Annotated in this window: 16 protein-coding genes and 1 pseudogene; 13 read left to right on the forward strand and 4 right to left on the reverse strand. The window is 74.3% G+C overall.

Going from position 1 to position 20,498, the window contains the following annotated elements; all coding sequences use genetic code 11:
* The first annotated feature begins 92 nt into the window (after positions 1 to 92).
* On the forward strand, positions 93 to 593 hold the full coding sequence (locus AB0881_RS01450; RefSeq protein WP_366613424.1) for a hypothetical protein: 501 nt from the start codon (positions 93 to 95) through the stop codon (positions 591 to 593).
* Between the two features lie 175 nt (positions 594 to 768).
* Here AB0881_RS01450 and AB0881_RS01455 read toward each other — a convergent pair whose 3' ends face one another.
* Together AB0881_RS01455 and AB0881_RS01460 are read right to left on the reverse strand one after the other, a co-directional pair.
* Complete coding sequence (locus AB0881_RS01455) at positions 769 to 1,059, reverse strand: DUF397 domain-containing protein (RefSeq protein WP_366613716.1); 291 nt, start codon at positions 1,057 to 1,059, stop codon at positions 769 to 771.
* Positions 1,060 to 1,875, reverse strand: a pseudogene (locus AB0881_RS01460) (helix-turn-helix transcriptional regulator); the annotation flags it as partial.
* Between the two features lie 387 nt (positions 1,876 to 2,262).
* On the opposite strand from AB0881_RS01460, the gene AB0881_RS01465 reads away from it, so the two are divergent.
* The 6 genes from AB0881_RS01465 (at position 2,263) to AB0881_RS01490 (ending at position 9,067) form a co-directional block, all read left to right on the forward strand.
* On the forward strand, positions 2,263 to 2,829 hold the full coding sequence (locus AB0881_RS01465; protein WP_366613426.1) for an ATP-binding protein: 567 nt from the start codon (positions 2,263 to 2,265) through the stop codon (positions 2,827 to 2,829).
* 139 nt (positions 2,830 to 2,968) lie between these two features.
* Positions 2,969 to 3,361: an STAS domain-containing protein gene (locus tag AB0881_RS01470; protein ID WP_366613428.1), complete on the forward strand. Its 393-nt coding sequence runs from the start codon at positions 2,969 to 2,971 to the stop codon at positions 3,359 to 3,361.
* A gap of 269 nt (positions 3,362 to 3,630) precedes the next feature.
* On the forward strand, positions 3,631 to 4,890 hold the full coding sequence (locus AB0881_RS01475) for a pitrilysin family protein (protein WP_366613430.1): 1,260 nt from the start codon (positions 3,631 to 3,633) through the stop codon (positions 4,888 to 4,890).
* Positions 4,887 to 6,278 carry a pitrilysin family protein gene (locus AB0881_RS01480; protein ID WP_366613432.1) on the forward strand — a complete coding sequence of 464 codons (1,392 nt, stop codon included), beginning with the start codon at positions 4,887 to 4,889 and terminating at the stop codon, positions 6,276 to 6,278. The genes AB0881_RS01475 and AB0881_RS01480 overlap by 4 nt, the downstream gene beginning before the upstream one ends.
* Positions 6,279 to 6,431: 153 nt before the next feature.
* Positions 6,432 to 8,030, forward strand: coding sequence for a sporulation protein (locus AB0881_RS01485; RefSeq protein ID WP_366613434.1), 1,599 nt, complete (start codon positions 6,432 to 6,434; stop codon positions 8,028 to 8,030).
* A 104-nt stretch (positions 8,031 to 8,134) separates the two neighbouring features.
* Entirely contained in the window at positions 8,135 to 9,067 is a 933-nt protein-coding gene (locus AB0881_RS01490) for a hypothetical protein (protein WP_366613436.1), read from the forward strand.
* Between the two features lie 39 nt (positions 9,068 to 9,106).
* On the opposite strand, the gene AB0881_RS01495 is transcribed toward AB0881_RS01490, so the two are convergent.
* Positions 9,107 to 10,645 carry a hypothetical protein gene (locus AB0881_RS01495; RefSeq protein ID WP_366613438.1) on the reverse strand — a complete coding sequence of 513 codons (1,539 nt, stop codon included), beginning with the start codon at positions 10,643 to 10,645 and terminating at the stop codon, positions 9,107 to 9,109.
* 70 nt (positions 10,646 to 10,715) lie between these two features.
* Positions 10,716 to 11,624 (reverse strand): hypothetical protein, encoded by a 909-nt coding sequence (locus AB0881_RS01500; RefSeq protein WP_366613440.1) that lies wholly within the window; start codon positions 11,622 to 11,624, stop codon positions 10,716 to 10,718.
* Positions 11,625 to 11,928: 304 nt separating this feature from the next.
* Here AB0881_RS01500 and AB0881_RS01505 point away from each other — a divergent pair, with 304 nt between their 5' ends.
* The 6 genes from AB0881_RS01505 (at position 11,929) to AB0881_RS01530 (ending at position 20,464) form a co-directional block, all read left to right on the forward strand.
* On the forward strand, positions 11,929 to 15,111 hold the full coding sequence (locus AB0881_RS01505; RefSeq protein ID WP_366613442.1) for a M14 family zinc carboxypeptidase: 3,183 nt from the start codon (positions 11,929 to 11,931) through the stop codon (positions 15,109 to 15,111).
* Between the two features lie 544 nt (positions 15,112 to 15,655).
* Positions 15,656 to 16,249, forward strand: coding sequence for a sigma-70 family RNA polymerase sigma factor (locus tag AB0881_RS01510; protein ID WP_366613444.1), 594 nt, complete (start codon positions 15,656 to 15,658; stop codon positions 16,247 to 16,249).
* Between the two features lie 171 nt (positions 16,250 to 16,420).
* Positions 16,421 to 16,837 carry an SSI family serine proteinase inhibitor gene (locus AB0881_RS01515; RefSeq protein WP_366613446.1) on the forward strand — a complete coding sequence of 139 codons (417 nt, stop codon included), beginning with the start codon at positions 16,421 to 16,423 and terminating at the stop codon, positions 16,835 to 16,837.
* 106 nt (positions 16,838 to 16,943) lie between these two features.
* Positions 16,944 to 17,354: a CBS domain-containing protein gene (locus tag AB0881_RS01520; RefSeq protein WP_366613448.1), complete on the forward strand. Its 411-nt coding sequence runs from the start codon at positions 16,944 to 16,946 to the stop codon at positions 17,352 to 17,354.
* Between the two features lie 143 nt (positions 17,355 to 17,497).
* On the forward strand, positions 17,498 to 18,262 hold the full coding sequence (locus tag AB0881_RS01525; RefSeq protein WP_366613450.1) for an ANTAR domain-containing protein: 765 nt from the start codon (positions 17,498 to 17,500) through the stop codon (positions 18,260 to 18,262).
* Between the two features lie 108 nt (positions 18,263 to 18,370).
* Positions 18,371 to 20,464 carry a SpoIIE family protein phosphatase gene (locus tag AB0881_RS01530; protein ID WP_366613452.1) on the forward strand — a complete coding sequence of 698 codons (2,094 nt, stop codon included), beginning with the start codon at positions 18,371 to 18,373 and terminating at the stop codon, positions 20,462 to 20,464.
* The last annotated feature ends 34 nt before the right edge of the window (positions 20,465 to 20,498 follow it).

Consider the following 20,498-nt stretch of genomic DNA (forward strand, 5'->3'; position numbering starts at 1 on the left):
AGCGATGACGAGTTCGACGAGTTCGAGTGCTGTGTACCGACTTCATCCGGTCCGGGTGGGGGCATCTGGTGGGGAAGGCCTGACCGGTAGCGATGGCCGGCGGCAGCGCCCAGGACCCCAAGGGCGGCGAGGCGAAGCCGCAGAACTCCGAGAGCCCCGGCGCGAAGCCGGGCGGATCGAAGACCCCCGGCAAGCCCGGCGGCGGTCCCGGGACGACCGCTCCCCCGGCCGGCGGAGGCGGCGGCGGCGCGCCCGCCAAGGAGCCGCCGAACAAGTACACGCCCCAGAGCGCCTGCAACACCGGCGGCAAGGGCAGCGGTTACTACCTGCAGCGCTCCATCGCGGTTCCGGGCGGCCGGGCGTACCTGCTCTACAGCAACTCGTCCCGCAACAACTGCGCCGTGACGATGAAGACGAAGAACGTCGGCAAGCCGTCGGCGGTGTCGGTCTGGATCCAGGCGCAGGGCGGGAGCAGGATCGGCGACGGCGGGTCGTTCGCCTGGTACGCGGGACCGGTGTTCGTCAGCGCGCCCGGCAAGTGCGTCCGGTTCGGCGCCGGCTCGGTGGCCGCACCGTACGGCAACTGCGGCTGAGGGACCGGTTCAGGGGCCCGGTTCAGGGGCCGGGCCGAGGGGCCGGATGGAGAGCCGGGCGCGGCTACGGGAGCGGGGCGCCCGGCGGTCGAAGGTCGGATCTGGATCGGGATCGGTCGGGCCGGTCGGATCGATCAGGTCGATCAGGTCGGACCGGAAACGGGTACGCGTCCGGTCAGTTGGACGGGGCCGTGATCAGGTGGTCGAAGTCGCCGTCCTTGGCGCCCAGGATGAGCGCCTCGATCTCGGGCCGCGTGTAGATGAGGGCGGGGCCCTCCGGGTGCCGGGAGTTGCGCATCGCGATCCGCCCGCCGGGCAGTTCCGCGATCTCCACGCAGTTCCCCTGGGAGTTGCTGCGCCGCGACTTCAGCCAGCGGGCTCCCTGGAGTCCGGTCGCCGGCATGCCGTTGTCGTAGGCGTTAGTCCGTCGTGGGGTGTTCTGTCCCTTGTCGATTCCGAGCATCATGTCTCTGAGGTAATCACCGAGAAGCTCGACGGTGCGCTCCGGTGTCGCACTGTCGACGCACAGGCGTTCCATCGCCTGCAAATAGGTGTCGACGTCGTCGCGCTTGTCCAGGTACATCGCGCCGGTGAGGTTCTCGACGTACACCACGTCCGGCAGGTCCTGTTCGGGGAAGCGCAGGATGGAGAACGCACCGCCCTCGGCGGCGTGGCCGCCGAACCGGAACGGCATGACCTGGATGGTGACGTTGGGCAGCTTGGACATCTCGATGAGATGCTCGAACTGGCCCCGCATCACTTCCGGCCCGCCGATCGGACGGCGCAGCGCCCCCTCGTCCAGAACGGCCCACAGCCTCGGGGCCTCCGGGCCCGTCAGCCGCTCCTGCCGCTGCATCCGCAGCCCGACGCGCTGGTCGATCTCGTGCTCGGCCGCACCGGCGTTGCCCAGGCGGATGACCGCCCGCGCGTAGCCCTCCGACTGGAGCAGGCCCGGGACGAACTGGAGTTCGTAGGTCCGGATCAGCGCCGCCGACTCCTCCAGTCCCACATAGGTCTGGAACCAGCCGGGGAGGACGTCGTTGTAGCGGTGCCACCAGCCCGGGGTGTTGGCCTCCCGGGCCAGCTGGAGCAGCGCCTCGCGCTCGGTCTCCTCGACGACGCCGTACAGCGTGAGCAGATCGTCGACGTCTCGCTCTTTGAAGCTGACGCGCCCCAGCTCCAGGCGGCTGATCTTGGACTCCGACGCGCGGATGACGTAACCGGCGTCCTGGCGGCTCACGCCCTTCGCCTCGCGCAGGCGACGGAGCTGCGAGCCGAGCAGGATCCGACGTACCGTCGACCCAGTTCCCGGCGTCTCTGGAGTCACGCCCAACCTCCCGGCTCATCGGCGGACAGCGATCTTCCCCGGCGGAGCCGGAGAGCCAAGTGTGCCACTGCGCTCCCTGTCCTGCGGATACCTCCGATCCCCCGCGCGGGCACCCTACCGATCTTTACTCCCGGGTTCGGATGCACGTGCATTGGGCCTTGCATTCGCACGCTACGATGCGCAGGATAACGCACGAGACTTCCGAGCCACGGCTGCACAACGAGATCACTCTGCGGGGTCCGGGGAATGACGTCACGCCACGCGCACGACGACACGCGCTGGGGGGCCGCCTCCAGCACGGGGCCGGCGGGCACACAGGACTGTGCCGGTCATTCGGTTCCGGTGCCCGAATCGCGTGACCTGCCGCACCGGCTCGACCTCGCCCTGCGCGCCCTGGTCGGGCTGACCGGCCCGACCGTCTCGTTCACCGTGCTCCCCGAACCGGAATCGGTCACCGAGGCGCGGCACTTCGCGCTCTCCCGGCTGGACGGCTGGGGCGGCGCCGCGCTGGCCGACGACGTCGGGCTGGTGGTCTCCGAACTCGTCACCAACGCGCTGCGGCACAGCGGCGCGCCCGCCTTCGCCCGGCCCGCCCCGCACCCCGTCCACCCGGTACACCCCTGCGACGACCAGGCCGACCGCCGGAACCGCGCCGACCGCGCCCCCCACGGGTCCGCCGACCCGCTGGGCTCCGCGCCCGCGGCCATCCGGCTGCGGCTGCTGCACCAGGCGCCCTGGCTGCTGTGCGGGATCATGGACGCCAGCCCCGAGGCGCCGCGCCGCAAGGAGCCCGACTACATCGCCGAGACCGGCCGCGGGCTGCACCTGGTGGAGTCGTTCAGCGTCCGGTGGGGCTGGTGCGGGCTGCCGCAGGGCAAGATCGTCTGGGCGCTGTTCCGCGCCCCGTAGAAGCCTCCTGGACGCCCTCCAGACGCCCTTGAACCCCCTTTGGACGCGGCTGTGGCCGAGGTCGCAACCGCCGGAGAGGGTAACGGCAGCTCCACGCGGGTATACGCCCATCCACAAATCGAGCGGAGAGGGAGTTTCGGTGGAATTCGCCGTCGCGCACCGGGAAGAGCAAGGGCTCACCGTCGTAACGATCAGCGGTGAGATCGACGTCTTCACCAGCCCTCGCCTGCGCGAGCTGCTGCTGGAGATCATCGACACCGGCGCCGCGCACCTGGTGGTGGACCTCGGCGAGGTCACCTTCCTGGACTCCACCGGGCTGGGCGTGCTGGTCGGCATCTACCACCGGCTGCGCGCCCGCGACGGCTCCATGTCGTTCGTGGGGGTGAACGACCGGGTGCGCCGCGTCTTCCACGTCACCCAGCTCACCAAGATCTTCGTGCTGCACCACTCCCTGGAGGACGCGATCGCCGCCCACGAGGCCGCGGCCGCGCAGAGCGGCGGCGGGACCGGCAACTCCCGCACCGGGGGCTGACCCGCCCCCTCACGGCCCCTTCCTGCCTTCCGCACCTCTCTTCTCTCCTCTCTTCTCTCCTCCTCGCTCCTCCCGCCCTCCGCCTCTCGTCTCCCTTCCCTCCTCGCTCATCGCCGCTCATCGCCGCTCCCCGCCCCCGTACGACACCCGGCGGCCCCGCGAACCGGTACCGTGAGACAGAGATCAAGCCCGCCGCCAGGGTGGCGCCGTCCCGCCGACGCGCGCGGTGCTGTTCGCTGAACCGACCTCCGATCGGACGGGAGCGCTCCGTGGCAGAACAGCCGCTGCACGAGCACACGCTCGGCAATGGCCTGCGCGTGGTGGTCTGCGAGGACCATGTCGTACCGCTGGCCGCCGTCAACATCTGGTACGGGGTGGGCTCGCGGCACGAGCGGGCCGGCCGTACCGGGCTGGCCCACCTCTTCGAGCACCTCATGTTCCAGGGCTCGGCCAACGTCGCCGAGGGCGAGCACGCCGCGCTGCTGGAGAGCGCCGGCGCCACGTTCAACGCCAGCACGTCGTTCGAGCGCACCAACTACTACGAGACGGTCCCCGTCAGCCATCTGGAGCTGGCGCTGTGGCTGGAGGCCGACCGGATGGGCACGCTGCCCGCCGCGCTCACCCAGACCAACCTCGACAACCAGCGCGACGTGGTGAAGAACGAGCGCCGCCAGCGCTACGACAACCAGCCGTACGGCACCGCGTTCGAGCGGCTGTGCGCGCTGACGTTCCCGGCGGGGCATCCGTACCACCACACCCCCATCGGCTCGATGGAGGACCTGGACGCGACCACGCTGGAGGACTGCACCGACTTCTTCGGCACCTGGTACGCGCCGGGCAACGCGGTGCTGTCGATCGTCGGCGACGTCGACCCGGACGAGACGCTGGCCGCCGTGGAGCGCTACTTCAGCGGCATCCCGGCGGGCCCGCAGGCGCCGCCGTCGCGGCCCGGCGGCCTCGGCCCGCTGGGCCGGATCAACGGGGAGGCGGTGGACGAGGAGGTGCCGTCCCCCGCGTACTTCGCGATGTTCCCGCTGCCGTCGGACGGCGGCGACGACGTCGAGGCGGCCGAGCTGGCCGTGGAGATCCTCGGCGGCGGCTCCGGCTCCCGGCTGTACGACCGCATGGTGCGCCGCGAGGAGATCGCGACCGAGGTGTGGGCGGGCGTGACCCGGCTGGCCGGCGGGCCCTCGCTGGCGATCGTGGACGCGATCGGCCCCGACCCGGAGAAGATCGCCGCGGTGCTGGACGAGGAGCTGGCCCGCTTCGCCGAGCACGGCCCGGACGCCGACGAGACCGCGCGCGCGACCGCGCAGGCCGAGCGCGGCTTCCTGGAGCAGACCGAGACGGTGACCGGCCTGGCGAACGCGCTGTCGCAGAACGCCACGCAGTTCGGCGACCCGGCCCGGGTGTTCACCGCGCCGGGCCGCGCGGCGGCGGTCACCGCGAGCCAGATCAAGGAGATGGCGGGCGAGTGGCTCAAGCCCGGCGCCCGCTCCGTCCTGACCTACGGAGGTACGGCGTCGTGAGCACCGATTCGCCCGGCCTGGCGCTGGCACCGCGGCCGACCCCCGGGCCCGTCCCCGCGTGGGCGTTCCCGGCCGGTACGGAGGGCGCGGTGCCCGGCGGCGGCCCCGCCACGCTGCGCTGCGACCTGCCGGGCCGCCGGCTGGCGGCCGTCCGGCTGGTGCTGAACGCGGGCGCCGGCCGCGAGCCCGAGGGCCTGGACGGCGTCGCGACGCTGGCCGCGCGGGCGCTGCTGGAGGGCACCGAGCCCGGCGGCGGCACCGCGCTGACCGCCGCGTTCGAGCGGCTGGGCGCCAGCCTGTACGCCTCCGCCGACCTGACCGCGCTGCGGATCGCGCTGGACGTGCCGGTGACCCGGCTCGGCGCGGCGCTGGAGCTGTTCTCCTCGGTGGTGCGGGAGCCGGCGCTGGCCGACTCCGACGTGCGCCGGCTCGTCCGCGAGCGGCTGGAGGAGATCGCGCAGGAGGACGCCGACCCGGGCTCGCGGGCGATGCGCGAGCTGCGCGCGGTGATGTTCCCCGCCGAGGCTCGGGCGTCCCGCCCGACCGGCGGCACGCCCGCCTCCGTCGAGGCGCTCCGCGGCGACGCCGTGCGCGACTTCTACGGCTCGGTGGTCCCGGCCGAGGCGACCGCGGTCGTCGCGGGGGACCTGTCCGGCGTGGACGCGACAGGCGCGCTGGACGCGGCGCTGGAGGGCTGGACGACGTCCGCCGGCGTCTTCCGCACGCCCGACGCGGTGCCGCCCACGTCCGGGCCGCGGATCGTCGTGGTGGACCGTCCCGGCTCCGTGCAGACGTACCTGAGCATCGGGCACGGCGTGCCCAACCGCGCGCACCCCGACTGGCCGCTGCTGACGGTCGTGTCGCACGTGCTGGGCGGCGGCCTCACCTCGCGGCTCAACAGCGTGCTGCGGGAGGAGAAGGGCTACACGTACGGCGTGCGCGCCGGGCTGCTGCGGCTGCGGCACTGCGGCCTGTTCATCACGCAGGGCGCGGTGCACACCGAGGTCACCGCCGACGCCGTCGCGGACGCGCTCACCGAGCTGCGCGGCGTGGTGACGCGCGGCATCGACGCCGAGGAGTGCGGCGCGTCGGTGCGGGCGCTGGCCGACCGGGCGCCCGCCGAGTACGAGACGGCCCGCTCGGTCGCCGCGGAGCTCGCCGACGCCGCCGCCAACCACCTGGGCGCGGACTACCCGCGCCGCTACCTGGAGGCGGTGCGCGCCGCCACGCCGGACGAGGTGGCGCGGGCGTACGCCGAGCACGTCGACCCGGAGAAGCTAACGGTCATCGCGGTCGGCGACGCGGGGCAGATCGTGGAGCCGCTGGAGAAGCTCGGGTACGCGCCGGTCACCGTCTCGGCGACGGAGGCCCCGGCCGAGAACGGCTAGCCCGTCCGGGATTCCGAAATAAGGCGCTTCGGTGATGTTTTGGGGATGAAGCGTCGCCTGCCGGAGTGAACCGATGGCATGGTGGATTCCGTCTGACCAAGCGGGCCCGCGTCGACGGGATCGGGCCCCGGTGTCGCGAGAGGGGAACGGCCAGTGGCCTATGGGCAGATGGCGGGCGGGTACGGCGGCGGGGCGCCCGGCGTCTCGGTCGAGACGATCCTGTCCGAGCCGAACTGCCGTCCCGGCGGCGTCGTGGCCGGGAAGGTGCACGTCGTCGCCGGCCCGCAGCCCGCGGAGATCCGGCATGTGACGCTGGCGCTGATGCCGCGCATGCAGAACGGCTACGGCGGCGAGAGCGCCGGCCCGGAGGTCTACCGGGGCGCGCTCACCCGCTCGTTCCGGCTCGACCCGGGGCAGCGGCGCGACCTGGCGTTCTCGATCCCGCTGCCGTACGAGCTGCCGTTCACCACGGTGCTGGGCCGCGAGCTGCCCGGCTTCACGATCGGGCTGTGCACCGAGGTGGACGTCAAGGGCGCGGCCGACCCCGGCGACGTCGACCCGATCTCGGTGGAGCCGCTCAAGTCGCAGCAGTGGGTGCTGGCCGCCATCGCCCGGCTCGGCTTCAAGATCCAGAACGTGGCGTTCGAGCAGTCGAAGCTGCGCGGCGTGCCGCAGCAGCTGCCGTTCTTCCAGGAGATCCGGCTCGCGCCGCCGCCGCGGTACCAGGGCAGGTTCGGGGAGATCGGGCTGACCTTCGTGGCCTCGCCCCGGCACATGGCGTTCGTGCTGGAGGCCGACCGGCGCGAGGGGGGCGGCGGGGACGAGTCGTTCGGCCGCTTCCAGGTCGAGCACCCCGAGGCCGCCGAGACCGACTGGGGCGCGAAGATCGAGCGGTGGCTCGGCGAGGCCGCGTCCCGGCCCCGCGCGCAGGGATCGTTCCACTCGCCCGGAGCGCCCCCGCCGCCCGCCCCCGGGCCCGGCCAGGGCCACCACACGCCTCCCGGCGGGGCGCCGCTGCCGCCGCCCGGCGGCCCGGCCACGTTCCCGCCGCCACCGCCCGGCCAGCACGGCGTCCCGGCTCCGGCGGCCGCCTCGTACGGCGGTCCCGGCCAGTACGGGCAGCCCGGCGGGCAGTTCCCACCGCCCGCGCCCGGACCGGGCCAGGGCCCCGCACACGGCCCCATGGCGCCGAACGCGCCCGTACCGCCCGCGCCTCCCGGCCCCGGCGGGCCCGCACCCGCCCCGTACCCGGGGCAGGCTCCCCCGCCGCCGCCCCCGCCGGGCGGCGGGCAGCCGTACCCGCCGCCCCCGGCCCACTCCCCGTCGTACCCGCCGCCTCCCGGCCACGGCGCACCGCACTACCCGCCGCCACCCGGCTACGGGCCTTCGCATCACGGGCGGCCCCACCACGGGGCCGGCTGGGGCGCGGCCGCCGCGGTCGGCGGCGTGGCCGCCGCCGGTGTCGCGGGCGGGATGGCCGCGGGCGCGGCCGTCGACGCCTTCGGGAACGTGGTCGGCGGCGCGGCCAACGTCGCGGGCTACGCGGCGGGCGTCCCGATGGGCCAGTTCGGCGACGCGGTCGCGGGCTACGCCGGGAACGTCGCCGCGGACGCGGCCGGGCACGTCGCGGGGTACGCGGCGAACGAGGCGGCCAACGCCGTCGCGAGCGAGGCCGGCAACGCGGTGGCGGAGGAGGCGGCCGGCGCCGTCGGCGAGATCCTCGGCGGCCTCCTGGGCGGCCTCTTCGGCTGACAACCCCGAATTTTCGGGGGATTTGGACGGAGATCGGCCGCGCTCTCGGCCGGGGCGCGGCGGGCCGGTTAGGGTCGGAGGGCAGCCGCCCCCCGAGGAGCTTCATGACCACCGTCGTCCTGGTCCTGCTGTGCCTGGCGATCGCCGGGCGCGAGCTCTATCTCGCCTCCGACAAGCGTCTCCCCCGCGCGCAGGCGGAACTGCGCGAGCTCCGGTCGCAGATCCACGAGCTCGGCAAGCGCCACGACGCGCTGCAGGCCGAGCTGACCGAGCTGCGGGACGCCCCGGCGATCACGATCCCGCAGCCGGCGGCGCGCGCCGAGGAGCCCGCGCCGCCGCCGGCGCAGCCGCCGCCCGGGTCGCTGTACGCGGCCGACCGGCCGCCGGCGGAGGTCACCGAGCTCGCCCGCCGGGTCGACCGGATGGAGGAGCGGCTCGGCGCCGTCTCGGCCGAGCTGTCCGGGGCCGAGCTCGACCGCGCCGCCCGGCACGCGCTGGCCCGCTCGCTGGACGCGGCCGAGCAGGTCGTCGGGGAGCTGCGGCGGGAGATGCTGGAGCGTCTCGGCCGCGAGGAGGGCGTCGTCTCCGGGCTGCTGCTCAGCGAGGAGGGCGAGGCGGAGGCGCTGCTGGCCGACGCGTACGAGCGCTGCTCCGCCGAGTACGGCCTGCGCGTCCGCATCCGCGACCAGCGCTCGGTGCAGACGCCGGGCGGCGCGTTCCTGGGCACCTCGTACCACCTGTCGGGGCGGCGCGCGGACGCGCTCGCGGAGGAGCTGTTCACCTACGTCCGCGACCTGCGCGACCCGCACGACCCGTCGGCGCTGGCCGCGCTGCTGGCCGAGCTGGCCCACCTGGCCGGCGGCGGGATCGCCCGGATCGGCGCGTTCACCGCCGTGCGCACCTCGACCGCGCTGGTCTGCGGGCTGCTGCCCGACGACGTGCCGGAGTCGGCCGAGCCGTGGGAGCCGGCCACCCGGATCCGCGAGCTGCCCGCCGACCTCCAGGCGGACCTGAGCTGGCTGCGCGCCCCGGAGTGACCCCGGGGCGCGCCCTCCGCCCATGCACGTGCGCGGCGCCTACGGACGGACGAAATGCGGGGTCTGCTCGTCGGCGCGGTCCACGGCGAACGCCAGCAGGCAGCGCGGCGTCCGGCTGACGTCGATCCGCAGGCACAGGCCGAGGCCCAGGCCCGGATCCACGAACACGACGCGCTGCAGGGCGCGCAGGGCACGGCGCGCCACCGCCCGCGTCTCCGGACGCAGCGGGTCGTGCAGGGTCGCGACCACGACACGGCCCGCGTAGCGCCACAGCGCCGCCGCGTCCAGCACCCGGACGCCGGCCGCGGCCAGATCGGCGACGATCACCACGCCGCTGTCGTCCTCCTCGCCGGGCGGCGGCGCGGCGGGCGCGCCCGGGGCGGCCGGGCCGCCGACGGCGCGGTGGTAGCGCAGCGGGTCGAGGGTGTCGATGACGAACGCGCCCGCGTACGGCCACGAGGCCCGCGGCCGCACCGCCGGCCCGGCGCCCGCCGTGCCCGCCGCCACCGTGCGGGTGCGCAGCCGGGCGCTGAGGTCGAACGCCATGCCGCCGGCGTCCAGCCAGACCGGCACGCCGAGCTTGGCGGCGCCGACCTCGTCCAGCGTGCCGATCGTGCGCCACAGCTCGTCCGTGCGGCGCGACAGCGTGGCCGCCATCCCGAGGCCGGGGAACGAGCCCTCCAGGACGGTCAGCGTCGCCCGCCACGTCGCGCTGGCGACGAACTCCGCCACGAACGTGTCCACCATCGTGCGGCGCCGGTCCGGGTCGTCCATCGGACCGGCGGCGGCCCGCGGCTCGGGCGCGGTCCAGGCCGGGACGTCGTGAACGGTGTCCGCGGGCGACGCCACGGCCGACGGCCCGGACGGCGGCGCAGCCGGGCGCCCGGACGGCGGCCGCTGCTGGGACGACGGCCGCTCCGGGGAAGGCGGCGGCTGGGAGGACGGCGGCTGCTGAGAAGGCGGCCGCTGCCGGGAGGACGGCGGCTGCTGAGAAGGCGGCCGCTGCCGGGAGGACGGCGGCAGCTGGGACGGCGGCTGCTGCTGAGAATGCGGCTGCTCGGACGGCGGCCGCTGGGAGGACGGCGGCTGCGAGGAAGGTGGCGGCTGCTGAGACGGCTGCGGCTGCTGGGAAGGTGGCGGCTGCTGGGAGGGTGGCTCGAAGGTCGGTGGCTGCTGGGGCGGGCGGGGCGGCTCGGGGGCCGGGCGTTCCGGCTCGCCGCGCTCGCGGCGCTCGGCGGCGTCCCGCGCGGCGCGCTGCTCCCGCACCTCGCGGCTGCGCCGCTCGTACAGCTCGGCCAGCTCGCGCTCGCGCTGCTCGCGCCGCTCGACGGCGGGGTCCCGGCCGGTGCCCGCCGCGCCGGCCCGCTCCCCGGGCGCGGGCGTCCCCTGGACGGGGACCCACTCGCCGGGGGCGGGCGGCGGCGGCCGGTCGCCGGGGGGCTCCTCCGGTGGCCTGGGGGTCGGGGAGCCCGCCACGTGGACGTCGCCGTCGTGCGGTACGGGACGGGGCGTCGCGGGCTCGGGGGACTCGTCGCCCGGCTCGGGCGGCTGGGGGCTGTCGCGCGGACCGATTCTCACGTTCCCGATCCTCGGCCCTCGCGGTGATCCCGGCAAGCGCGTCCGGGCGGGCGCGGCGCGCGCGGCCCCATCAGGCCGGGCGGGACGAGCCGAAGAGGGCGGCGCAGAGCGCCTCCGGGCCGTCCGGGCCGCCGGCGGCGGGGAGCACGGTGAGCAGCGGCCCGCCGCCGGCGCCGCCGGGGTCGAGCCGCAGCCGGACCTCGACCTCGCCGTCGCCGTGCGGCGGCTCGCCGGCGCCCTGCGCGGCGGCGACGTCCTGGAGCCCCACCGAGACGGTCTCCGGCAGCTCGACGAACACCGGCTGCTCGCCGGCCGGGAGCTCGTCCAGCCACAGGCCGAGCAGGCGGGAGGCCAGCCCGTTCAGCAGCAGCCCCCAGGGTTCGACGAGCCGCGGCGGCACGTTCCGCGCCTGAAGTTCCGGCAGCCCGAACCGGGCCAGGCCGCTGGTGGTGAACCAGAAGCCGTCCGGTGCGGGGGCGTGCGGCAGCAGGATCCAGTCCGTGAGCCGGACGGTGCCGTCGGGGCCGGGCAGCGACGCCTCGATCCGCCCGGCGTCCAGCACCTGCGGGGTGAAGACGTCGACGACCGGCGCCGCGTGCTCGCCGTCCGGGGCCCCGGCGACCGCGGCGGCGACGGTGCGCGCGGCCCATTCGTGGGCGGGCGGCCAGCCGGGCCGGTACGTGGCGCGCACGGCCAGCACGTGCGAGGCGGCGGCGATGCCGGCCAGGTCGCGGCGGGTGGCGCCGTACGCGGCGAGCAGGTCGGCCGGCAGCGGCGGGAACCCGGCGGCGGGGCGCAGGTCGAGGGTCAGCAGCGGGCTGCCGAGCATCCGCAGGACCAGGTCGCGCAGCGGGCCGCCAGGGCGGGCCGCGACGCGGTCGCGGGCCGCGGCGAGCGGATCGGGCGGCGGTACGGCGAGGGCGACCGCGTAGGTGGCCTCCAGCGTCTCCGGTACCGGCAGCGTCAGACTCGCACCCAACACCTAACCCCCGCCCTGGGAAGGGTCGCTCGACCCGTTCGGTCCCGCCTATCGATCATGCAGAACGCGCCGCCGGAAACTTGCTGTCGCCGGGGCGACAATCTGTTGCCGCCAGGGCAGGAAGCCGTGCACCCGGCCCGCGGCGGCGGCCGGGGGCGCCTCCCGACGCCTCCGGGGGCCCTCCGGTGCACACGGAGCCCGAACTGACCGAATGCGGCAAACAGCACTAAAGGCACATTGACACCCCTGGCGTCCGGGCAGACGATCACGCCGCCCCGTTGTGATCCCCTGCCAGGGAGGCGCGATGACGCGCAGGCATGACAGGCACGACCGGCGCCGCGCGGTGCGGCGCCGACCGGTGGCCGTTTCCATCCTGGCCGCCGCGGCGCTCCTGACCGGAACGCTGGTGGCGGCCCCCGCACAGGCGGAGCCCGAACCCGCCGCCCCGTCCGGCGGCGTCGAGGTCTACGCCGGTGATCTGACCCCCGAGCAGCTCAAGAGGCTGAACGGGGTCGGCCTGGACCATGAGGAGGTCTCGTTCGGCCGTTCCCAGAACGGCAAGACCCGCGTCGAAGTGGTGATGAACGGCGTCCAGGCGGGCGCCCTGGCCAAGCAGGGCATCCGGCTGGAGGTCAAGAAGGTCGGCGGCAAGGACGCGTCGCAGCGCGCCAAGGCCGCGCGGGCCCAGCCGGACAACGTGTTCCGCCCGTACAGCGGCCCCGGCAACATCCGCGAGGAGATCCTGAAGGTCGCCACCGACCATCCGGGCATCGCCACGGCGGTCGACATCGGCCGGTCCCACCAGGGCAAGCCGATCACGGCGATCCGAGTGAGCAAGGACGTGGCGCGGCTGAAGGACGGCAAGCGCCCGGCCGTGATCTACCAGGCGACCCAGCACGCCCGGGAGTGGATCACCCCGGAGATGGTGCGCCGGCTGCTGCACCACTACGTGAACGGGTACGGCAAGGACGCCGAGCTCACGAAGATCGTCGACACCACGGACCTGTGGTTCGTGCCCGTGGTGAACGTCGACGGCTACGACCTGACGTTCCAGGAGGGCTTCCGGCTCTGGCGCAAGAACGTCCGCGACAACGACGGCGACGGCCAGATCACCGGCGCCGACGGCGTGGACCTGAACCGGAACTTCTCCTACAAGTGGGGCTACGACAACGAGGGCTCCTCCGACCAGCCCACCAGCGGCACCTACCGCGGCCCCGGCCCGGCCTCCGAGCCGGAGACGAAGGCGCAGACGGGGCTGTTCAAGCGGGCCAAGCCCAAGTACGTCCTGAACTGGCACTCGGCGGCCGAGCTGCTGCTGCACGGCGTCGGCTGGCAGTCGCTGACCCGCAGCCCGGACGACGTGATCCACGACGCGATCCTGGGCGACATCGACAACCCGGCCGTTCCGGGCTACACGCCGCAGCTGGGCGCGCAGCTCTACACCACCAACGGCGACACCGACGGCGAGGCCGACAACCGGTACGGCGCGCTGTCGATCACGCCCGAGATGGCGACCTGCGTCTCCGCCGCCCGGTCCGACCCGGACGACGAGTGGCGGCCGGAGGACTGCGGCAGCGTGTTCGAATTCCCGGACGACGAGGCGCTGATCGAGGCCGAGTTCCGCAAGAACGTCAATCTGGCGCTGGCGGTCGGCAAGTCCGCGCACCATCCGGACGAGCCGGTCTCGCCGGTCGGCCGCACCGCCCCCGACTTCGAGGTCGACAAGATCAACGCCTCGTACGGGAAGTCCCAGGAGGCGGCGTCGGTGATCAGGCGGTCGCTGCACGCGAAGCGGCTGGAGTACCGGGTCAACGGCGGCCGGGTCCGCAGCACCGGCGTGCGCGAGTGGCGCGGCGGCGAGCGGTTCGGCGACGAGAACGACCACTACTACGCCGAGTACCGGGGCAAGATCACCGGGCAGCGTCCGGGCGACCGGGTCGAGGCGTGGTTCACCGGCTACAAGAAGGGCAAGCGCGTCGCCAGCGAGAGGTTCTCGTACACCGTGCGGGACGCGGGCCGCGCGGACGTGCTGGTGGTCGCCGACGAGGACTACACGGGGATCAACCCGTCGTATCCGGCGGGCACGAACGCGCCGCGGTACGCGAAGCAGTACACCGACCTGATCAAGGCGGCCGGGCACCGGGCGCAGGTCTGGGACATCGACAAGGACGGCGTCCCGCACGACCTCGGCGTGCTCAAGCACTTCGACGCCGTGGTCTGGTACCTGGGCGACAACCGGCTCACCCAGGACGCGGCGGACGACCCGGTCCGCACGTACCTGGGGAACGTGCCCGACAGCCAGGTCGCCGACCGGGCCAAGGACACGCTGCTGTCGGTGCGGTCGTACCTCAACGAGGGCGGCAAGCTGCTCTACACCGGCGAGACGACCGGCTACCACGGCCCGCTCAACCGGCTGAACGGCGGCGGGATCTACTACGGCCTGAAGGGCCATCCCGAACGGCCGTGCGTGGTGAGCGGCAACTTCCGCGACGACTGCGAGCTGCTGTCGGACGACTTCATGCAGTACTACCTGGGCGGGTACGACCGGGCCCGGGTGGGCGCGCCGACGCGGTTCACGGGTGAGGGACGCCCGTTCGGCGGCATGAACGCCGATCTCGCCGGAACGCCCACCAACCCGCTGAACGAGGCGGGCGGCTACCAGGTGACGTCCACGGTGCTGCCGCCGGACAGGTTCCCGCAGTTCAGGAGCTGGAAGGCGGGCGACTACCTGGGCGCGGCCGGGCCGTTCGAGCCGTTCGAGGGCGAGTGGTACATGGCGAGCCAGCACGCCGACAGCACGTACCGGCGGCTGACCCGGACGATCGACCTGTCCTCGGTCACCGCCGCCCAGGCGCCGGCGCTGCAGGCCATGCTGTCGTACAGCACCGAGGGCGGCTTCGACCACGTGATCGTGGAGGCCCGGACGGCCGGCGGCGAGGACTGGACGACGCTGCCGGACCGGAACGGACGGACCCGCAACACCGTCCCGACCGAGTGCGAGGCGGGCTACTTCATGGCCATGCACCCGCATCTGGGGCACTACCTGACCGGCGGGAACCCGTGCCGGAACACCGGTACGAGCGGTCAGTGGAACTCGTTCACCGGTGACTCGCAGGGCTGGGTCCCGGCGGCGTTCGACCTGTCGGCGTACGCCGGGAAGCGGGTCGAGGTCTCGATCGCGTACGTGAGCGACCCGTTCACCGGCGGTCCGGGCCTGTTCGTGGACGACACCAGGGTGACCACGTCCGCCGGCGAGGTGGACGCCGAGGGCTTCGAGTCCGGCCTCGGCCCCTGGAGCGTCCAGGGCGCCCCGCCCGGGAGCCCCGGGAACACGAGCGAGTTCGTGCGCGACCAGGCGCTGGTGGACACGGTCTCGGCCGTGGCGACCAGGGACACGATCACGCTCGGATTCGGGATCGAGCAGGGCAAGACCCGCGGTGAGCAGGAGGCGCTGATGCGCCGGGCGCTGGACCACCTGCTCGACTAGAAGATCTACCGGACCGCCAGGGCCCCGGCCGCCTCCACCGGCCGGGGCCCTGGCGTGCGTCCTGGCCTCCGGCTTGCCGGGCGGTGCCCGTTCCGTGGCGTGGGGGACCGCATACCGGCCCTATATCGGGGCACTTGTGGTGAATGATCCAGAATCGCCGACATGTGATGGAGGCCACGTGCACCGCTCGCAACCCGTAAGGAGCCATCAGGCGTCTTACTTGTCAGGGAACACCACCGACGCGTTCCAGCGCCCGATCGTTCAGAGCCCGCGACGTCCCGGAGAACGGGGTCGCCCTGGCGGCGGCGATCCGCGCACCGCCCCCGGCCCACCCTCCATGCGCGGCCGGGAGAACCCGCAACGGCCCGGCGGCCCGGCACGGCGATGACCGTCCACGGCATCGGCCCGTGACCGGCGCCGAACCGCCGGAATCGGTGGAACGTACCCCACAACGGGGGGCGGCCCGATCCGCCCGGTAGCCCGCGCCCGCCGGCGCGCGCGAACGAACCGGCCCACCCGGGTCACGACCTTTCGGGGAGCGACGATGACCGCTGTCAGCATGCCGCGAGAAAAGACCCCTGCCCCTGCCGCCGCCACGGAGCGCTACGAGCGCGACGTGCTGCCGCTGGCCGACCCGCTGTACGCCAGCGCCGTGCGCATGACCCGCAACAGCGCCGACGCCGAGGACCTCGTCCAGGAGACCCTGACCAAGGCCTACGTGAACTTCCACCAGTTCCAGGAGGGCACGAACCTCAAGGCCTGGCTGCACCGGATCCTGACCAACAACTTCATCAACACCTACCGCAAGCGGCAGCGCGAGCCCCAGCGCGCCGGCTCCGAGGAACTGGAGCAGTGGCAGATCGCGCAGGCCGAGGCGGAGGCGGCCGGCTTCCGCTCCGCCGAGTCCGAGGCGCTGGACCGCATCGCCGACGGCCGGGTGGTGGACGCCCTGCGCGCGCTCCCCAAGGACTTCCGCGACGCCGTCTACCTCGCCGACGTGGAGGGCTACCACTACAAGGAGATCGCCGAGATGATGGGCACCCCCATCGGAACGGTGATGTCCCGCCTGCACCGCGGCCGCAAGCAGCTCCGCGAGGCCCTCTCCGACCATCGCCGCGCCCACGTCCTGGCGGCCTGACCCGTCCCGCCGCCCCCGGACCGGGGCCGTTCCAGCCCGCAGCAGCCCCGCCCCCTGAGATCCCGCGGTTGCCCCGTGACCGCGGGATCACTCGTTCCATCGATACTTTTTGTCACCGTGCCGCTACATTGAGCGATGACCCGCCTCGGCCCGAGACGTCCAGGAGTATCGATGCCGCATCTCGTCGCGACCGCGCTCACCGGCGCCGCCCTCGCCCTGCTGCCCGCCGAGGCGGCCGCCGCCCCGGCGCCGCCGGCGGACCGGCCGCCCGCCGCCGCGCCCGCCACGTCCCTCCGGCTCACCCTGTCGCACCCCGGCGAGGGCGCGTCGGGGGCGCGCAGCGTCACCCTCCAGTGCGATCCGCTCGGCGGCACCCACCCCAGGGCCGCCCAGGCGTGCGCCGACCTCGCCCGGTCCGGCGGCGAGATCGAGCGGGAGCCCGCCGGCGACACCGCGTGCACGATGATCTACGCTCCGGTGATCGCGGAGGCGCGCGGGCACTGGCGGGGGCGGCCGGTATCGTTCAGGGCCGAATATGCCAACGACTGCGTGCTAGGTGCCCGTACGGGGGCAATCTTCCGTTTCTAGGCCGCCGTCCGCATAGGCGCGTGCACTCCGGGTAGAGCGCGTCCACGGGCCACCGCGCACCGGATGGGAGGTCGACCCACCCATGTCGCGAAGGATCAGCGACGTCATGACCGTCAGCCCCCGGGCGCTGCCCCTGGACGCCACCCTCTACGAGGCCGCCCGCGTGATGCGCGACCTGGGCATCGGCGGCGTGCTGGTGACACTCTCCGGCCGGCTGTGCGGCATGGTCACCGACCGGGACATCGTCGTGCGCGGGGTCGCCGAGAGCCGGGACGCCGCGCACACCCCGCTCAGCGACGTCTGCACCGCCCAGCCCGTCACCGTCACGCCCGACGACGACGTCGGCACCGCGCTGCGGCTGATGCGGGACGAGGCCGTCCGCCGGGTACCGGTGGTGGACGACCAGAACCGCCCGGTGGGGATCGTCACGATCGGCGACCTGGCCATGTCGGACGGGACGGCCGCGGCGAGCGCCGACGCCCTCTGGGAGATCAGCAAGGCACCACCGAACCTCTGACGGGCGCTGACCGGGCTCCGACGGGCTCTGACGGGCTCCGACGGGCTCTGACGGGCTCTGACCGACTCATCCCGGCTCCGCTCGGCCCCGTCCGGCTCCGCCGGACGGTCCCGGTATCCCGACAAAAGGGATACGGTCGAGCCGTGCAGCACACCCCGTCCGTCCTCACCGACCAGCTGGCCGTGGAGATCGCCCGGCTGGGCATCGTCGGCGAGTCGTCCGACATCGGCACCCTGCACCGCACCACCGAACTGGCGGCGCAGGCCGTCCCCGGATGCGCGGGCGCCACGTGCATCCGCTGGTCGGTCCCCGCCGCCGACGGGGACGAGCCGCCCGAGCCGCTGGCGTCGGCCGCCAGCCACCCCGACCTGGCGCAGCTGGTCGACCGGCAGCTCGCCCGCCGGCACGGCCCGGTCTTCGACGTCGTCCGGCTGCGCCGCGCGGTGAGCTCCGACGACATCCTCGCCGAGCCCCGCTGGCCCGAGGCCATGAACGACATGCTGGGCCGCGGGGTGCGCTGCTTCTCCACGACCCCGCACGTCCGCGCGCCCGTCCTGGTCACGCTGACCCTGTACGGGGTGGCCGCGGGCGCGCTGGCGCGCAGCCAGCACGCCATCGCCTCGCTGCTCGTCGCGCAGGGCAGCGCCGCGATGTCCAACACGCTGCAGTACGACAGCGTGCACCGCACCGCCGTCCAGCTCCAGGAGGCCGTCGAGGCGCGGGCGGTGGTGGACCAGGCCAAGGGCATCCTGATGCACGAGCTCGGCTGCGACGCCGACGACGCGTTCGCCGAGATGCGGCGGATTTCACAGACCCGCCACGTGAAGCTCACCGCGCTGGCACAGCGCATCGTGGGGGATCAGGGACTCCATGAAACCCCTGAAAAGCCCGATCAGACGATCGACTAGGCCGACCGCGAAAAACCGGCATAAGCTGCGCACGGCGGTCGCACCCTGGACCCGCTGACCAGCACGGCCGGGTGTCGCCGTGCCCTGGGACCGTAGGGAGCTCCCTTTATGCCCGACCAGCTCGAACCCGACAGCATCCTGCGCGAGATCACCGATCTGGAGGACCGGATCGGTGAGCTCCGGCAGGCCGCCGGGATGCCCGCGCCCGACCTCCGGGCGACCCTGGACGCTGCCCTGGTGGAGCTGGAGCTGGCCCTCGAAGCACTGCGGACGCTGGGCGCCGACCAGTCCAGCTCGGCCGGCCGCTCGGCGGCCGCGGAGACCGAGCGGCGGGTGCTGCGGACCGTCTTCCAGGACGCCCCCGTACCGCTGTTCCTGATCGACCGGGACACCAGCGTGCGCCGCGTCAACCGGCAGGCCGCCGCGCTGCTGGGCACCTCCCCCGGCTACGTCTCCGGCAAGCAGTTCACCGCGTTCTGCGACCTGGCGACCCGCGCCGCGCTGCGCTCGCAGCTGGCCGGGGTCGTCCGCACGGGACGGCGGCGCCGGGTGCCGGTCCGGCTGCTGGGCCGCGAGCGGCCGGTGGACGCGGTGGTGACGCTGGCCCGGGTGTGGATCCGCGGCGAGCCCGACCCGATGGTCGTCGCGGTGGCCGGTGCCGCCGCGGGTGCCGGGAACGGCGGCGAGGAGGGCCGGCGGGAGCGGAACGACACCGCCGCGCAGGGGGCCTCCGCGAAGCGGGAGGCCCCGGCGAAGGCCGCGCCTCGCGAGCCCGCCGCGCCGGGCGGGTCGTCCGCGCCCTCCGGCCCGCTGTCGGCCGCGCCGCCCGCCGCCACCGCGCGCGGTGACGAGGACGCGGCCGTGGCGACGCTCGTGCACCGGATGGACGTGCTGGCCAATGCCGCCGAGCTGCTGCTGGACGAGCCGGTGTTCAACGAGACCGTGGCGGTGCGCCGCTGCGCCCGGCTGCTGGCCGCCGAGCTGGCCGACTGGGCGATCGTCGACCTGGTCGGCGCGGACACCTCGCCGCAGGCCGCCGCGGTGCCGTGGCAGCCCGGCGACGCCGGCCCGCCGGACCCGGCCGGGGTGGGCGGCGGCCGGCTGCAGCGGCAGGTGGTGATGGGCCCGGACGACGAGCGTTCGGTGCACGCCACCCAGATGATCGAGAAGCTGGACCCGTCCCCCGGGACGCTGCCCGCCTCGGTCTTCACCACCCGGCAGAGCGCGCTGCGCCCGCACATCGAGGACCTCGAACTGCTCGGCACCGGCCCCGACGGGCAGCCGGTCTGCGGCACCATCGGCGCCACCACCACGATGTGCGTGCCGATCGAGGAGGGCGACCGCTGCCTCGGCACGATCACGCTGGCGAGCAGCGGCGAGCACGGCCCGTTCGACCTGATGGACCTCGCGGTCGTGCAGCGGCTGGGCCGGTACCTGGCGCTGGTCATCCGGGCCGCGCGGCTGTACCGGCGGCGCGCCGAGGTGGCCGAGACGCTCCAGTCGAGCCTGCTGCCCAGGCGGCTGCCGGCGATCCCGGGCGTCGAGGTGGCCGCCCACTACACGGCGGCCACCCACGGCGCGGAGGTCGGCGGCGACTTCTACGACGTGTTCCGTACCGGGACGGGCTGGGGCCTGGTCCTCGGCGACGTCTGCGGCAAGGGCGAGGACGCGGCGGCGGTCACCGCGACGGCGCGGCACGGCGTGCGGCTGATGTCGCGCTGGCGGGACGACCCCACCGAGGTGCTGGCCGCGGTGAACCACGCGCTGCTGGACGAGGACCGCTTCGTGACCGCCGTGATGGCGGCGCTGAAGCCGGGCGGGGACCGGGTCACGATCACGGTGGGCACGGCGGGCCACCCGCCGGCCCTGGTGGTGCGCGCGGACGGCGTGATCCGCACCGCGTCCCGCGGCGGGCTCCCGCTGGGCCTGTTCGACGACTTCGAGGCCGGGCTGGACACCCTCGACCTCGGCCCCGGCGACACGCTGTTCCTGCACTCGGACGGGGTGCTGGAGGCGTGCGACCTGAACCGGCGGGAGTTCGGCCAGGAACGGCTGCTGGAGATCCTGGCCGGGACCGCGACCGCCTCCGTCCAGGAGATGCTGGACGCCGTGGAGCGGGCGCTGCTGGAGTTCTGCGACGGCGATCTGCGCGACGACGTGTCGATGCTGGCTTTGCGGGTTCTGCCCCGCGAGCTTGCCTGACCGGACCGGGCCTTACACGCCTTACACCGACTAG

Origin of the sequence: Spirillospora sp. NPDC029432 (assembly GCF_040703975.1) — a bacterium.
Classification (GTDB): Bacteria; Actinomycetota; Actinomycetes; order Streptosporangiales; family Streptosporangiaceae; genus Spirillospora.